We start from the raw sequence: 15,767 nt of genomic DNA, 5'->3' as shown, positions 1-15,767 counted from the left end.
ATTATTCCCCTTCTTTTTTCTCACTACCTACGTTTTTAAACACTTTTGCACTTCTTACGTATTCCACATCACTTACATTTTCTCGAACATTTGCTACTCGTGCTGCTGCAAATAAATAGTCAGATAGACGATTTAAGTAGCGTTGAACAACAGAAGGCACATCCACTTCTGTCTTAGACAAAGTGACTGTTAATCGTTCCGCACGACGAGTGATGGTGCGAGCAATATGGAGTGTTGCTGCAGCAGGAGTTCCTCCTGGAAGGATGAATCTCTCTAATACTGGTCCTTCCTCTACAAGTACATCAATTCGTTTTTCCATTGCCTCTATTGCCTCATCAGTCATTTTATAAATACGACGATTGGATACATTTGCTAAATCTCCTCCACAGTCAAATAGCTCATGCTGAATCGTTTCCAAATCCTCTAAAATGTCCTTGAATTTAACTGAATCTAGCTCTGTCACCGCTTTTCCGATGAAGGAGTTTAACTCGTCTATCGTTCCATACGCCTCTACACGAATATCGTCTTTATCTGTTCTGCCACCTATTAAACCTGTTTGCCCCTTGTCACCTGTTTTTGTATAAATTTTCAATATGATCATCTCCCTTTTATAGTTTGTGGTATACCATACCAAATACGTGTGACACTTTCTGCGACTGCAAAAAGCTGCTGATAGAATCTCCCTACATCATCCCTTAGCTTTCGCATACTGGCTTCCATCGGAACAATGCCTCTTCCTATTTCAGTAGCAACAACATAAATCTCTTTTTCATCGTCCCATTGCTTCAACTGGGAAAACCACTTGTTTAACTGATTTTCTTGAATATTTTCAAATCCTGTTACTGCCAACACTTCTATATTAGGCAAAATTGTTGGGATCCCCTCTTCTGCATTTATCCATTGAACATTTTGACCAGCTAGCTGCTTCTCTACAAAAGCTCTTTTTCCATTAAATGCTCCACCGAAAATGATATGCAATGTTTTCCCTCCATTACTTCTTGTTTATCCTTCCAATGCAATGTATAAGCGCTTCCGTGTGGCACTTCCCATTCCCAAAAGCTTTTGGAGCTATTAACAAATTTACTCAGCAAAGCTCGAATTGGCCCACCATGTGTAATAATGATTACAGGATTAGATTGAGAAATTCCTTCATAAAATCCTTCTATCACCCGAGATTCTAGTTGCTGTAGCGATTCCCCTTCAGGAGGTGCATTACGATAAAAATCCTCTAGCCAGGTCTGGTACTTTTCATTGTCCTTTAATTCCTTGTACGTCTTTTTCTCCCAAATACCAAAGGAACATTCTCTAAGCTTTGCACTTCCTATATAAGAAACATCATTAAATAGTATTTCAGCGGTCTGTCGGCATCGAAGTAAATCGCTGCCAAGCACTTGCTTAGCTTCCCCTAACCTATTAACTGCCTTAAGACCAGACATAATGGGTTCGTCTGTCCAGCCAATATATTTTTTGTGGACATTTCCCTGTGTCGGAAAATGCCTTACGAGAGTAACAGTAAAAGCGTTATCCATAGTATGACCTCCGTAAGCTCTAAGCTGGCTCCGAGTAAATCACCTGTGATTCCCCCGAAATTTTTTAATGACCAACTGCGATATATGCAAATGAATAGAATTAACACACTTAAAAGAGTCATCGCAATCAGCCAATATGTCATTAGCCCAATCAGACAAATGGCTATAAACAAAAAACTCGCTGTCAGAGGTATAATTGTTTGAACGTGTAGCTTTTGTTTAAAAAAATGGGCAAGGCCGCTCTCTTTAGCATTTTCCGTAATTCCAAATAGAATCACAAGAACCACTCTTGATAAAAAAGGAATAATGATAATAAATAGGAAGTGAAAGCTTTCAGCAGACAATACCTCAGATATAATGATTATTTTGCCTACAATCAATAAAACAGTTGCCATTACACCGAAAGCCCCAACCCGAGGGTCGTCTAAAATTTCCATTCGCTTTGCTTGTTCTCTATAGGAAAAGTAAGCATCTGAAGTATCGATGAACCCATCCATATGGAGTCCACCTGACAACAGGATTCCTAGACTTACAACAGCAAATGCGGTCATTAACGAGCTCCAATCAAAGTAGATGGGCAAACAAGCAATTGATCCAATGACTGCTCCTATCCAAGGAAAGAAACTATACATTCCCGTTATATGTCTCTTTTCCATCGGAAGACTTTTTTGAATTGGGACTACGGTAAAAAATTGAAATGCTAGTAGCAAGCTATTCATTACTCCACCTCATTTCCATTGATGACCTAACCCATATTCCATTTCATATGCTTCATCAGCATTTATAACTAACCTTTGGTGAATCCGACCAATCCATTGCTGATATCGAACCACGCTTTCATAGATAGAAAGATGCTCATCTAGTACTTCATTTGAAACAATCACCATCACCTTAACCTTTTCTAGCAAACGGTCAATTGTTTCAAATAGCCGCTTCTCGACCTGTTCCATATTACTCACATACAGTTCGTTCGCTAACCAAGTCGTGACACAGTCCCAAAGAATTCCGTCATCCTGCTTTATAACTACCGTTAGTTGCTCAAAATGTCTCGATTGCTCGATTGTAACCCATTCCACCGGATAACTAGCTCGGTCTCTTTGGTGATACTCAATTCTTTGCTCCATTTCTTTGTCTGTTGCTACACCGGAAGCAACGTAGACGTTACGTAGTGCCTGCTCATTCATCAGATATTGCTCCGCAAAGCTGCTTTTTCCGCTCCGCACTCCACCTGTTATGAAGACGAGTTTTCCTCGAACCATGAGGTCATCTCCTTTTTTAATTGCTCCATTTGTTCTTCTTTCTTCATACCCACTCGAAACCACTCACCGTTTAGACCCTCAAAGTTTTCGGTATGGCGGAGCACATAGCCTCGAGCTAGTAAATGTTCAAAGAATATCTTCGACTGCAATGGATTAGGTAGCTGGAAGCATAGAAAGTTTGTATTAGATGGTAGAACTCTACAATCTAGCCCACCTAAAAATTGTTGAAAATCCTCTCTCGCCTTTATTGCGAAGTCAACTGTTCTCTGTCTATACTTTGTCTCCATGAAGCACTGGGCTCCAATTGTAGTCGCTAATGCATTGCTATTCCAGTGAGGCAGCATTGAGCGAAGACTATTTATAATTTCCTTATTAGCAATTGCATATCCTAGCCGAAGTCCAGGAATTGCATACATTTTAGTCATCGAACGGACGACAATTACATTAGTAAGGTTGTTTAAATATGGGATAAAGGATTCCTTTTCGTCTATAAAATCTAAAAAAGCCTCATCCAAAACTAAATCACAGTTATACATTTTAGCATGATTCGCTATCTGTATAATCTCTTCTAATGGAATCAGGTAGCCAGTCGGATTATTCGGTCGGCATATATAAATAACATCAGCCTTCTCAAGCTCACTAAGAACCTCCTCTATCGGAAGCTTACCGATAGCTATAATCTCCTTAATGGATGTTTGATATGGTACTAGCGTAGCCTCATATTCAGAGAATGTTGGATGGATAACCACTGCTTTTTTGTGCTGATACCGGATAGCTATGCTTGCAAAAATTTCTGCTGCACCATTTCCAATAAGTATTTGTTCAGAGCTTACACCGTGATAATTTGCAGCTGCAGTCAGGAAGGGCTCGCCCTGCGGATGAGGATACTTAGTTATTAGGTCTCTATATGATACCCACTGTTCCTTAACAAAATCTGGAGGACCTAGAGGGTTCACATTTTCACTATAATCTATCACTGTCTCAGGCATAGACATGTTCAAGCGCTGATATAATTGTTGAGCATTTGCTCCGTGACTAGGTAACAACAAGTATTAAACCTCCTATCACTGTCATCCCAAACCAAAAAAGAAGGACAGCTGTGTGTAAATGTGAAATGGCTCCTAATATATGTCTGGCACTTAGTGAGACCTCTTTGCTTCCCATTAATGCACGATTAGAAACTATCCCTTTATATGTATTTCTTCCGCCAAGCTGTATACCTAGCTGATAAGCAGTGGCAGCTTCTAAATAGCCGCTATTGGGGCTTGGATGTTTCTTTGCATCTATCAACCAGCGAGTCATTCGATGCTTAAAGGGAAGACTAGTTTCTTTCCTTCCACCAAGCATAATTGCCAACCCAGTTAAACGACTTGGAATATAGTTTGCAATGTCGTCTAGCTTGGCAGCAACATAGCCAAAATCTTTAAATATTTCGTTTTTATAGCCTACCATAGAATCTAATGTATTAATTGCTTTATAAGCCCATAACCCAGGAGCCCCAAATAAAAAGGCAAAAAACAATGGGGCGGTTACTCCATCACTTATATTCTCGGAGACTGTTTCTACCACCCCTCTTGTTATTTCCTCCTCTCCTAGATCTTCAGTGTCTCTTCCAACAATCCAGGAAAGCTTTAAACGAGCAGTGTCTAAATCTCCCTCTATCAAAGGCTTGTGGACCTCCATCGCTGCAACCTTCAAGCTTTTTTGAGCTAGCCCAGAGGCTATCAAAATACTCTCCACAGCAATACCAAGGACAATATGAACTGAGTACGCAGTGAACACTAATACTAGAGCAATACTGAATGATAACCCTACTATTATTAGGACTAAAAGTAATCCCTTTACTTTCCTATAACTTCCTTTGTTTAATCGCTTAGTTAATTTTGAGATAAGCGTTCCAATCCACCGAACTGGATGTGGCCAATTTGGTGGATCTCCAATTAATCGATCTAGCAGAAGACCAATTGTTACCGCTAACATATGAGATGCCATCTTACACCCATCCCTTTGCCTTTTTGTATATCTGAATAGCTTCAACAGTACATTCAAAGACTCCTTGCCCAATCTTTTTACCAATCTCAGTTATAGGACCTGCATACTCTATATAGGTCCCTTTTTGTGTCGCAGCTATTAATACACTATCTGTCGATGTACCAGTGGCAAGAGTACCCGTCCGAGGATCCATGACTTGTTCATGTGCCATTGCCTTCGTTTTAGCTTCCGTAGCAGTGATGACAGACTGGATAAAAGCCTCCTCCGCAAGCTCTCCATTAATAATAACCCATGTATTGATGGTACCTATGGCGGGGAACATTTCTACCTCGTGAGCTCGCGAAACATCGACTGCATTTCCAACTCCCGCGGTAACCATTACCACAAGACTCCCTAAAGGTGTTACATACTCTTTTATCACAGCGTCTGTAGTCCTGACTGCAGTCATCATGCCTACAGTATCCGCCTCCGATAAACCTCGAGCAGCAAGATAATTTAACATTTCCTCCTGCACATTATCACAGTGATACTGTGCATCTACTCTTCTATTCACGAAATTTCTATACCAGCCACTTCCCGCGTTAATGACTGCAGAAGACCAAGTTTTTAATTGATTTTCTGCCTGAAAAAGGACGTAGTCACCAGTTACTTTAAAGTTGAATGAAGTAATTAGTTGATTGTCTTGTTTTTCATTTACGTCTGGTAAAATAGTTATTTGCGGTTTAGGTCGCTCTGGATGGGGACTAGTACTAACCCTAGCCTCATAAACATTTTCCACTAAACTTTTTTTCACTACCTCTTGGGGCTCCCCGATTACTTTAATGCGCCCCTGGTCCATTAGTAAAAGTCTGTCACAGTATAGCGATGCAAGATTAATATCATGAAAAATACTAATAATTGTAATGTCATTCTCAATTGCTTGTGTTTTGATTGTATCTAACAGCTGCTTTTGATGAGCGATATCCAAGTGATTCGTCGGTTCATCTAACAACAGTATGGGAGCCTGCTGAGCTAATGCCTGGGCTACAAATACTCTCTGTTGCTCTCCACCAGACAAAAGCTCTAGTAAATGCTTATCGTACTTATCGACGGCAGTCAGTCTCATTGCTTCCTTTATAGCGAATTCATCTTCTGAAGACCATGTAGAAAACCACCCTGATTGATGAGGATAACGACCAAGTGCAACTGTTTCTCGAACGGTATGTGAGAAAGCCTGATTGTGCAGCTGTGGCAGCACAGCCAACTTTTTCGCTAGCTCCTTCGAGGCAAAGGACTTTAACAGCTTACCTTCGATTAGTACCTCTCCAGATGATGGTGTGAGTATGCCACTCATTAGTTTAAGGAGAGTAGATTTTCCACTCCCATTTGGTCCTAATATTCCTAGCATTTCTCCTTTTGATACTTGAAAGGAAACGTCGTCCACTACTAGCTTTTGATCGTAGCCACCAGAAATATTTTTTACTTCTAGCAAGTTAAGCGCCTCCTTTTTTACGTTGTCTAAAGAAGATAAAAGCAAAAACAGGTGCCCCTATAAAGGCAGTAATTACCCCTATTGGAAGCTCTGTTGGAGAAATAATCGTACGGGATACAAGATCACAAATGATCAATAAAGAAGCTCCATTTATAAAGCTCAAAGGAAGCACGTGCCGGTTATCGGAGCCAAATAAAAGTCTAGTCATATGTGGCACTACCAATCCAACAAAACCAATGGTTCCAGACACTGATACGGCTGTGCCTGTAAGCATTGACCCACCAATTAATATCATCATTTTACGCTTCTTTACATCCACACCTAGATGCTGTGCTCGTTCTTCTCCGAAGAGCATGGCATTTAGCTCCCTACGATTTAACCATAGTAATAGGGAACCGATTACCATGAATGGCAATGCCATCTGAACATAGCTCCAGCCCCTCATAGATACACTGCCTAACAGCCAACCAATAATTTGCCGTAGCTCTTCACCTGTCAGAGCAATCATTAAGGAAATGACTGAGCCAAGAAATGAGCTAAATATAATACCTGTTAAAATAATCGTTTCCATTTTCATCGCGCGATCTACTAGCCTTGCGAAGGAAATAACGATGAGCATTGTAACTAATGCCCCTACCATACTGAAAACAGGCAAGGTGAACATTCCTAAGAAAGGTACCGAAATTCCAAAAAAGAGTGTAGCCACTGCACCAACAGATGCTCCGGACGACACTCCCAGTGTATAAGGGTCGGCTAGTGGGTTTTTAAGCAGGCTTTGAAAGGCCGCTCCCGCTATTGCCAGGGATGCTCCGACTAATCCTGCGAGTATAACCCGCGGCATGCGAATCTTCCATACTATATTAGTTGCAATCGCATCTGTTCCTGTATCCCATAAAGTACTGATCGGCACCTTTACAGATCCGACCGATACACCTAGCCAAATGGCTACAGCCAACGTAGCCAGTGACAGAATGTAACCGATCATTGATTTACTCACTAAATGCCTCCGGATAGATAGCCTTCGCCACTTCCTCTAAACCTTCTACTAAACGTGGACCTTGGCGACTTGTGGTATCCTCATCCACTTGTACTACTGCATTATTTTTAATAGCTGTCACTGTATCGAAACCATCACGTTGCTTGACCTTTTCAACAATGCCATCCACGTAATCATACGTGATTAACATAACATCAGGATTACGACTTACAATTTCTTCTGGGCTGACTTGGAACCAGCCCTCTTGGTCAGCCATGATATTTTCTGCGTTGACCATCGTTAGAATTTCTTGCATAAATGTATTATTACCAGGAGTATAGATCTCAGGCACATCTGAGGTTTCTACAAAAACTGTTTTCTTTGTTTCTACTTTTGAAACTTTTTCTTGAATTTCGTCAACCTTTGCCTTCATATCCTTTATAATGGCCTGTGCTTCCTCATTTTTGCCTGTTGCACGACCAATCTGCTCGATGGATGTATAGGTTAAGTTAAAATCCTTTGCATCCTGTACTACATAAACCTTTACACCAGAATCTCGTAGCTGTTGTAACCCAGCGTCAGCCATTCCTACTACGGACTCATGAGCGAAGACAATATCCGGATTCAAAGAGATAATTTTTTCAATGTTATACTCCATGCCACCAATTTTTTCTTTTTCTAAGGCTTCCTCTGGATAACTCTCGTAATCATTAACGCCGACAATTTCCTCATCAAGCCCTAATGCAAATAGAATTTCCGTATTACTTGGAATCATGGAAATAATGGTCTTCGGAGCTTCCTCTAATGTGATTTCTTGGCCTACAGCATCCGTCAATGTAAGCGGAAATGCAGTTTCTGAATTTCCAATTTCTGAACTATCTTCTTTTTCTGATGGAAGTGTCTCTTGCTCATTACATCCAACTAACACAAGCAAGGTCATTCCTATAATTAACCAAAACTTTTTCATCCTTCATTCCTCCTAAAATCAATAAAAAATCTCCCATCCTAGGATGAGAGATAGATAGGTATAAATCTGCCACAAAATACCGATAGCTGACCTACACCAGACCTATCCGCGTAGGTAATGGGTATGCACGTAAGGGCAGGTTTTCTGGCTTATGATGCATATGCATCACTAACAGTGGCGGGACCGCGCTGGACTTTAACCAGCTTCCCTTTTAACTCTAGCAATCCGTAACTAGAGCACCTTTACGCAAAAAATATTCCATTGCTGCTTTGCATTTATTATACCTTATAATTAAATGTTGTCGAGATGGAGACTAGAAGAGAAATTCGAGAAATAAATTAATATCAAGCAATTTTCCGAGTTTAGCGAAACATTAATTCCTTAACCTTGTAATCTATGAGTAATCACTGGACTATTAATAAAAATCGCAGTACACAATCCAATCTTGTTTATCTTGATTGTAGAAAAAATAAAAACTGCCACTATCTACTATATTGAATTGCGCCTTGGCATCAGAGCTTATCTGAAAGACAAACGGATAATCTTCACCATATGAGACTCCGCTCTGTGTATAGGATGGATACCCACCAACCTTGTGCATGGGATAAATATTTTCGACGATATCGTCGTAATACTCTATATCACTCTCCAATTCAAGACGTAAAATTTCATCTTGAATTTCTGGTTCTATATCTTCTGAATCCCATGCTGGGGTATCGTTCTCAACTAATATTGGTTTTAATGGAAAAGACTTCATTCTTGAAGATTGTTCATTTATCTTTTGTATTTCATTAATATTAGTAAAACAATTTATCTTAAAAAAAGAAGCTAAATTATCTTCAATTAAATGATTATATACATTAAAATCCATATAAACAGTGATTAACTGAATGTTTTTTAGCTCCTTCGGTACATAAGGTAAATTTTTTAGAAATATAGTACATATTGGTTCAAACTGAGGAGATTTATTTTCTCCGCTACCCCACATAACATTTCCTATCCAGCTCTCTCCCAATTCTTCCGTCGGCCGAGATCCTCCTGTTTCAAAAATCGTAGCTCGTTTAAATAGTGATTGTTTTAATTGAGTAATATTCAACGCAATTACCTCCTAAATCTATGTCCAAGCTTATTCACTTAAGTAGGACTCCCAATCATAATCATTTATTTTGTAGAATGCGCCATTGTCATTTCTCTCATATGCACAGAGGGGTAAATCTTCAATAAAAGCTAAAATAGAGTCATCAATATTTAAAATTACCCCTATAGATATATATTGCAGATTTTCATGATTATTTAAAAATTCATCATCTTCATAACCACTTAATACAGACCAACCAGAGTCTTGCTCATCCCTTGGCTCGTCTCTTAACATAAAATTAAATTCATCTCTCTCCAAAACATCTTTGCTCACAATTATTTTTGTGTCAAAATAGTAATCCCATTTGGATGAATACGGATCATTATACTCCGTGTCACAAATATGTTCTGTCCGAAATGATACTTCTTGTCCTCTTTTTAACTCACTTAGATTAAATGGATCATTCGTAAGAATTCCCTTAAAGTTCCCCATATCCCTATGAGTAATTTCAACCCACATTTTTTCTCCCGCATACCCGTCTGTTCTTGTCTCGATTTCAAAGATTAGTTTGACCATATCTCCTATATTTAAATTACCTATCACTTCTTTGCTAGGAATATAAAAAGTATAGGGTGCATCCTTATTTCTTTTATAGGCACTATCTATATACCATGGCACTTCGCTTCCTCCTTGCATCGTTATAAGCCTATTCTAACTTGAATATAAAAAAGAGGGCATTAATCCATTGATTAAAGCCCTCCAATGAGTTAGTTCCTAATTTATTACTTCGCGTTTTCAAAAATAATTCCTGCTTATTGAGGGAACTTTACTCATTCGTGAGCTTCTTCATCTCTTTTGTATTCTAAAAGATCCCCAGGCTGGCATTCTAAAGCCTTACAAATTGATTCTAATGTAGAAAGCCTAATTGCTTTAGCTTTACCATTTTTTAATATAGAAAGGTTAGCCATTGTTATTCCAACCCTCTCTGAAAGTTCTGTTACGCTCATTTTTCTTTTAGCCAACATCACATCGATATTAATAATAATCGCCATATTTTCACCTCAGACCGTTAAATCGTTTTCAGATTTTATATGAATAGCTTCTTGTAAAAGTTTTTGGAGAACGGCTGAAAAAACGACAATTACCATAGAGGCAAAAATCATGATAAGCCCGATTACTATAACTCCTGGAGCGTCATCCTTATCTGCCACAAGAAAAAATAGTGGCATGCCTAATACATATAAAGAGCTAATTGCCAGTGCACAGTATTTAATATTCTTTAACGCTCTTACAGATAATTCCGAGAAAGCATTACCCATATCAATATAACTTAAAAGTTTAAAAGCTTGGTACAAAGCAAAGTAAAAAGGTATAGCCGTTGCATACAAATCGATAAAAACGAGATATTTGAGATATGGAATGTCAGGGTATAATTCTTCTGCAAAATTTGCTATTTCAGGTACCAAAAAGATACACAAAGCCAGAACGGGAATTCCCATAACAATAATTGCCATCTTTAAAAATAATGTTGTTCCTTTTTTCATAAAAGCACCTCACTTAAATATAATTCAATATAATTATATTATAAAATTTATCGTTTTAGAATAAATAAATATTGTTTTTTAAAGTATTTTTATTGATAAATGAAAAAGTGGTGACTGGCAGACATCATTCGGAACATCTTGGCTCAAGTTCTTGCTTTTTATAAACTTGTTATTTTCCTTTTTAATCTGTTTGATTAAACTAATAAACAAACAAAAGAGGCATTAAGAATTGGTTTCTTAATGCCTCTAGGAGTTTTAATTACATTTTTTCTGGAGCAGATACTCCGATTAGTTTTAATGCATTTGCAATTGTTTGGCGTGCAGATGTTACTAGCGCAAGACGTGCTTCTGAAAGAGGCACATTGTCAGCGTTTAGTACTTTGTCTGCATTATAGAAACTGTGGAATGTTGCTGCTAGTTCCTGGATATAGGTTGCTACACGGTGAGGTGCACGAAGTTTCGCAGCATCTGCTACAACTTGTGGGAAGTCACCGATTTTTTTCAATAGATCAAGTTCTTTTTCGCTTTGCAATAACTCCAAGGAATTTGTAGACGCCTTCATTCCTTGTGTTTCTGCAGAACGTAAAATAGAACAAATACGAGCATGTGCGTATTGCGCATAGTACACTGGGTTTTCATTGGATTGAGAAACGGCTAAATCAAGGTCAAAGTCCATATGAGAATCACCGGAACGCATACCGAAGAAATAACGCACAGCGTCTAATCCTACTTCTTCCACAAGCTCACGCATCGTTACAGCTTTACCTGTACGTTTACTCATTTTCATTTTTTCGCCGTCTTTATATAGCTGAACCATTTGGATAACAGATACTTCTAGCTTTTCACGTTCGTATCCAAGTGCCTCAAAAGCAGCCTTCATACGCGGAATGTATCCGTGATGGTCTGCTCCCCAAATATTAATGAGCTGATCGAAGCCACGAGCCAGCTTATTCTCATGGTATGCAATGTCTGGAAGTAAATAAGTGAATGAGCCATCACTTTTAATAAGTACACGATCCTTATCATCTCCAAATGTAGTAGAGCGTAACCAGGTTGCCCCCTCTTCTTCAAAGATATGACCGTTTTCACGTAATTTGTTTAATGCAATATCAATTTTTCCGCCTTCATATAAGGAGGTTTCCGAGAACCAATTGTCAAAGCTTACACGGAAGTCTGATAAATCCTTTTGAAGCTTCGCCAATTCAACTTTTAAACCATGTGTACGGAATGCTTGGAAACGTTCCTCATCTGACATATGAACAAATTTATCCCCATGCTCTTTTGCAATGTCAGCAGCAATATCGATAATGTCTTGTCCTCTATATCCGTCTTCTGGCATTTCCTTTTCCATACCTAATGCTTCAAAATATCGCACTTCAATAGAAACGGCTAAGTTATTGATTTGATTGCCTGCATCATTAATATAATACTCACGAGAAACATCATAGCCGGCAAAGTCCAATACGTTGCATAAGGAATCTCCCACAGAAGCTCCACGAGCATGCCCTAGGTGTAGGTCACCTGTTGGATTGGCAGAAACAAATTCCACTTGAATTTTTTCTCCAGCCCCGGATTTCGTACGTCCGTAATTTTTTTCTTCAGTAAGGACAGCTTTCACAACATCTTGTAAATAATCTTTACGTACTGTAATGTTCATAAACCCTGGACCAGCAATGTCAACTTTCTCCATCATTGTGCCATCCATATTAAGATTTTCAATGATTGCTTCTGCAATTTGACGAGGGTTTTTCTTCGCAATTTTTGTTAATTGCATAGCAATATTTGTTGCGTAGTCGCCATTTGCTTTGTCTTTTGGTGTTTCCAGATGAACAGATGGGAGCTGCTCTTCTGTCACAAGCTCTGCTTTAAGAATTGCTTGTTGTATTGCTTCCTTAATAGATTGTTGTACTTTTTCTACTGCGTTCATTTATTCCGCCTCCGAATATATTAGTTCTAATTTATATGTACCGACCACTTCTTCATCCACTATTAGTTCATAATGTACTAGAAAATGACCATCCTTGAATTGTAAATGCTTTGTATTTGTTGAAATCATGAAGGTGCCGTAACCTGTGTCATAGCTACCGGTTTGCTGCTCTCCCTTTTGAAATGGAAGACGCATTTTAACGCCACCGCTTCGCAATATCAAAGCAGACTCCTCATGTAATTTGACTGTTGTTCGAACAGCTTTTTCATTCTGTACTTCCTCATAAACTAAATAAGGCTGCTCTCCCTTTAAGGTTAGAACGCCCGTAGTGCGAATGTCAAAGAATTCTTTTTTTGCTTTAGGGTGTTGGATCGTTGATCGTAAACGAACTTCAACTGATTTTTTTAATGGTTCAGACATGGACTTCATCCTTTAGAGCATATTAATGATTTATTTAATTTCTATTGCTTGCTTCCATAGAATATATGGTAGATTTCCGCTTTAGTCGGACGCTTTCCGTGGGGTGAGCGATAAGCCACCACCGCCGCTTGCGCGTCGTTTGTGATGTCTTATCTGTCTCACTCATCCCACTGGAGTCGCCGACTGCCGCTACAATCATAAGATGAGTATATATGAGATTAGCTAGAGTGAAAAAAATTATACGATATCCATCAAATATAAATTGCTTGCATGAATAGAATAGATGGCAGATTTCCGCTTTAGTCGGGCGCTTTTCGTGGGCGATAAGTCATCACCGTCGCTTGCACGTCATTTGTGATGTCTTATCTGCCTCACTCATCCCACTGGAGTCGCCGACTGCCGCTACAATCAACTAAACAATTGTTAGTATGCAAACCTAATTACTAATTATAACTTTTAAAAGAAGTTTGTTAATATAACCTTCATATTATAGCTTAAATTTCGCTTAAGTTACAACTAAACCTTAAACACTATACACTATTAGCAGCTGTTTGTTAGAGTAATGGAATAAATAGTTATAAATATCATTTTAATTTTACTCAATACAAAAAAAGTGATGTCCATTAAAGAACATCACTTTTATACTTTATTAAATTGCACTCCTGCGTACTGATCGTCGCAGATACATTTAGATATTACTTTCTATTTAATCCATCCTAGTAGCATTTCTCTCATTAGCTTCGATGCAGTGTTGGCGGTTTGCTTCCGCTTCACTTTGTTCAGCTACGCAGAATAATGGAGACTATTTTCTATTTAACCCATCCTAGTAGCATTTCTCTCATTAGCTTCGATGCAGTGTTTGCGGTTTGCTCCGATTGGTCGTAGATTGGGGCTACTTCTACAAGGTCGAAGCCTACTACGTTAACACCTGAGTTTGCGATAGCATGGATGGAGGCTAGCAGCTCGCGGCTTGTTATTCCTCCACAGTCTACAGTTCCTGTTCCTGGTGCGTGTGCTGGGTCAAGCACATCGATATCAATTGTTACATAGACCGGACGACCCTCTAGTGTCGGAAGTACTTCCTTCAATGGCTCTAGCACTTCAAATTTGGCGATTTGCATGCCATTTTCTTTAGCCCAGTCGAACTCTTCCTTCATTCCAGAACGAATTCCAAATGAGTAGACGTTTTTTGGGCCAATATATTCTGCGATTTTACGGATTGGAGTTGAGTGAGATAGTGGCTCGCCTTCATATTCCACACGTAAATCGGTGTGAGCATCCATGTGGATAATTGCTAAATTATCATATTTGTCTGCCACAGCTTTCATTACTGGCCAAGAGACTAAATGCTCTCCGCCCATGCCAACTGGAATTTTCCCATCTTGTAACAATTGACGAATGTAATCACCTATTAGCTCGAGGCTTTTCGCTGCGTTTCCAAATGGAAGAGGGATATCCCCTGCATCGAAATAGTTTACGTCATCTAGCTCTCTATCAAGATATGGCGAATATTCCTCTAGCCCGATAGAAACCTCTCTAATGCGTTGTGGCCCAAAACGAGATCCTGGACGGTAGCTAACTGTCCAGTCCATCGGCATACCATAAATAACTGCCTGAGCTTTTTCGTAGTTTTGCTTACTTTTTATAAATACATTGCCTGAGTATGCTTCATCAAATCGCATGGGCTTACTCTCCTGCAAGGTCTTTCACAAATTTCGGTAAAACGAATGCTGCTTTGTGAAGCTCTTTTGTATAATATTTTGTATCAATATCGAAGAATTGTTCCTCTGGAACCTGTAGTGGATCATATTTCTTCGAGCCAATTGTAAAGCACCAAAGACCACTTGGATACGTAGGAATATTAGCTAAATACAAATTTGTAATTGGGAATATTTCCTTTACGTCCTTTTGGACCTGACGGATTAAGTCTGCCTTAAACCAAGGGTTGTCCGATTGAGCAACAAATAGACCATCTTCTTTTAGTGCTTTAGAAATACCAGCATAGAATCCTTTTGTAAATAGATTTACTGCAGGTCCCACTGGTTCTGTTGAATCTACCATAATAACATCATACTCGTTTTCAGACTCAGCAATATGCATGAAGCCGTCTCCAACCTGCACATCTACACGAGGGTTTTCTAATTCACAAGCAATCTCTGGTAAATATTTTTTTGAGTACTCTATTACTTTTCCATCTATATCAACAAGTGTCGCTTTTTTTACTTTTGGATGCTTCATAATTTCACGAATTACTCCACCGTCTCCTCCACCAACAACTAATACGTTTTCTGGGTTTGGATGTGTAAATAAAGGAACATGTGCCACCATTTCATGGTAAACAAACTCATCCTTTTGAGACGTCATAACCATTCCGTCTAAAAAGAGCATGTTACCCCATTCTTCTGTTTCTGCCATTTCTAACAGTTGGAAATCCGTTTGCTCAGTATGAAGTGTGCGTTTCACCTTCATTGTGATGCCAAAATTCTCGGTTTGCTTTTCTGTAAACCAAAATCCAGCCATTTATCTATCTCCTTCCAATACATAATTCTTTTACTTTATCAAAAAAGTAAATACAAAGAAAGTATAGAGGTTTTTGGCAAAAGT

The 15,767-nt window shown here is 39.0% G+C and carries 18 protein-coding genes and 1 riboswitch; all 18 genes read right to left on the bottom strand.

Annotated elements, in window-relative coordinates; all coding sequences use genetic code 11:
• Position 1: 1 nt before the first annotated feature.
• A complete protein-coding gene (locus ACQKNZ_RS03045; protein WP_144539743.1) occupies positions 2-592 on the bottom strand; it encodes a cob(I)yrinic acid a,c-diamide adenosyltransferase in 591 nt (196 codons plus the stop codon).
• A gap of 5 nt (positions 593-597) precedes the next feature.
• On the bottom strand, positions 598-978 hold the full coding sequence (locus ACQKNZ_RS03040; protein ID WP_427658074.1) for a bifunctional adenosylcobinamide kinase/adenosylcobinamide-phosphate guanylyltransferase: 381 nt from the start codon (positions 976-978) through the stop codon (positions 598-600).
• Positions 930-1,529, bottom strand: a complete 600-nt coding sequence (locus ACQKNZ_RS03035) for a histidine phosphatase family protein (RefSeq protein WP_427658072.1) — start codon at positions 1,527-1,529, stop codon at positions 930-932. The genes ACQKNZ_RS03040 and ACQKNZ_RS03035 overlap by 49 nt, the downstream gene beginning before the upstream one ends.
• Positions 1,499-2,248, bottom strand: coding sequence for an adenosylcobinamide-GDP ribazoletransferase (gene cobS / locus ACQKNZ_RS03030; RefSeq protein ID WP_427658070.1), 750 nt, complete (start codon positions 2,246-2,248; stop codon positions 1,499-1,501). Before cobS ends, ACQKNZ_RS03035 begins: the two co-directional genes overlap by 31 nt.
• 9 nt (positions 2,249-2,257) lie before the next feature.
• Positions 2,258-2,788 (bottom strand): bifunctional adenosylcobinamide kinase/adenosylcobinamide-phosphate guanylyltransferase, encoded by a 531-nt coding sequence (locus ACQKNZ_RS03025; protein WP_427658068.1) that lies wholly within the window; start codon positions 2,786-2,788, stop codon positions 2,258-2,260.
• A complete protein-coding gene (locus ACQKNZ_RS03020; protein WP_427658066.1) occupies positions 2,761-3,837 on the bottom strand; it encodes a pyridoxal phosphate-dependent aminotransferase in 1,077 nt (358 codons plus the stop codon). The genes ACQKNZ_RS03025 and ACQKNZ_RS03020 overlap by 28 nt, the downstream gene beginning before the upstream one ends.
• Positions 3,824-4,780, bottom strand: a complete 957-nt coding sequence (gene cbiB / locus ACQKNZ_RS03015; RefSeq protein ID WP_427658064.1) for an adenosylcobinamide-phosphate synthase CbiB — start codon at positions 4,778-4,780, stop codon at positions 3,824-3,826. Before cbiB ends, ACQKNZ_RS03020 begins: the two co-directional genes overlap by 14 nt.
• A 1-nt stretch (position 4,781) precedes the next feature.
• Entirely contained in the window at positions 4,782-6,251 is a 1,470-nt protein-coding gene (locus ACQKNZ_RS03010) for an adenosylcobinamide amidohydrolase (RefSeq protein WP_144539757.1), read from the bottom strand.
• A gap of 1 nt (position 6,252) precedes the next feature.
• Complete coding sequence (locus ACQKNZ_RS03005) at positions 6,253-7,236, bottom strand: FecCD family ABC transporter permease (protein WP_186318228.1); 984 nt, start codon at positions 7,234-7,236, stop codon at positions 6,253-6,255.
• A 4-nt stretch (positions 7,237-7,240) separates the two neighbouring features.
• Positions 7,241-8,194: an ABC transporter substrate-binding protein gene (locus ACQKNZ_RS03000; RefSeq protein ID WP_340862604.1), complete on the bottom strand. Its 954-nt coding sequence runs from the start codon at positions 8,192-8,194 to the stop codon at positions 7,241-7,243.
• A gap of 117 nt (positions 8,195-8,311) precedes the next feature.
• Positions 8,312-8,453: riboswitch (cobalamin riboswitch) on the bottom strand.
• Between the two features lie 156 nt (positions 8,454-8,609).
• On the bottom strand, positions 8,610-9,290 hold the full coding sequence (locus ACQKNZ_RS02995; protein WP_427658062.1) for a DUF1963 domain-containing protein: 681 nt from the start codon (positions 9,288-9,290) through the stop codon (positions 8,610-8,612).
• A 30-nt stretch (positions 9,291-9,320) separates the two neighbouring features.
• Positions 9,321-9,950, bottom strand: coding sequence for an immunity protein Imm33 domain-containing protein (locus ACQKNZ_RS02990; protein WP_427658060.1), 630 nt, complete (start codon positions 9,948-9,950; stop codon positions 9,321-9,323).
• A 152-nt stretch (positions 9,951-10,102) separates the two neighbouring features.
• Positions 10,103-10,324 (bottom strand): helix-turn-helix domain-containing protein, encoded by a 222-nt coding sequence (locus ACQKNZ_RS02985; RefSeq protein ID WP_144539767.1) that lies wholly within the window; start codon positions 10,322-10,324, stop codon positions 10,103-10,105.
• Positions 10,325-10,333: 9 nt separating this feature from the next.
• Positions 10,334-10,816, bottom strand: a complete 483-nt coding sequence (locus tag ACQKNZ_RS02980) for a DUF2975 domain-containing protein (protein WP_427658057.1) — start codon at positions 10,814-10,816, stop codon at positions 10,334-10,336.
• 259 nt (positions 10,817-11,075) lie between these two features.
• Positions 11,076-12,743, bottom strand: a complete 1,668-nt coding sequence (gene argS / locus ACQKNZ_RS02975; RefSeq protein WP_340862600.1) for an arginine--tRNA ligase — start codon at positions 12,741-12,743, stop codon at positions 11,076-11,078.
• Positions 12,744-13,163, bottom strand: coding sequence for a DUF1934 domain-containing protein (locus ACQKNZ_RS02970; RefSeq protein WP_340862599.1), 420 nt, complete (start codon positions 13,161-13,163; stop codon positions 12,744-12,746).
• An 809-nt stretch (positions 13,164-13,972) separates the two neighbouring features.
• Positions 13,973-14,845, bottom strand: coding sequence for an agmatinase (speB, locus tag ACQKNZ_RS02965; protein ID WP_144539775.1), 873 nt, complete (start codon positions 14,843-14,845; stop codon positions 13,973-13,975).
• A 4-nt stretch (positions 14,846-14,849) separates the two neighbouring features.
• Complete coding sequence (gene speE / locus ACQKNZ_RS02960) at positions 14,850-15,683, bottom strand: spermidine synthase (protein WP_427658054.1); 834 nt, start codon at positions 15,681-15,683, stop codon at positions 14,850-14,852.
• Positions 15,684-15,767 lie beyond the last annotated feature (84 nt).

Origin of the sequence: Psychrobacillus sp. NPDC093200 (assembly GCF_050280345.1) — a bacterium.
Classification (GTDB): domain Bacteria; phylum Bacillota; class Bacilli; order Bacillales_A; family Planococcaceae; genus Psychrobacillus; species Psychrobacillus faecigallinarum.
This window is presented reverse-complemented; position numbering and strand designations above follow the sequence as displayed.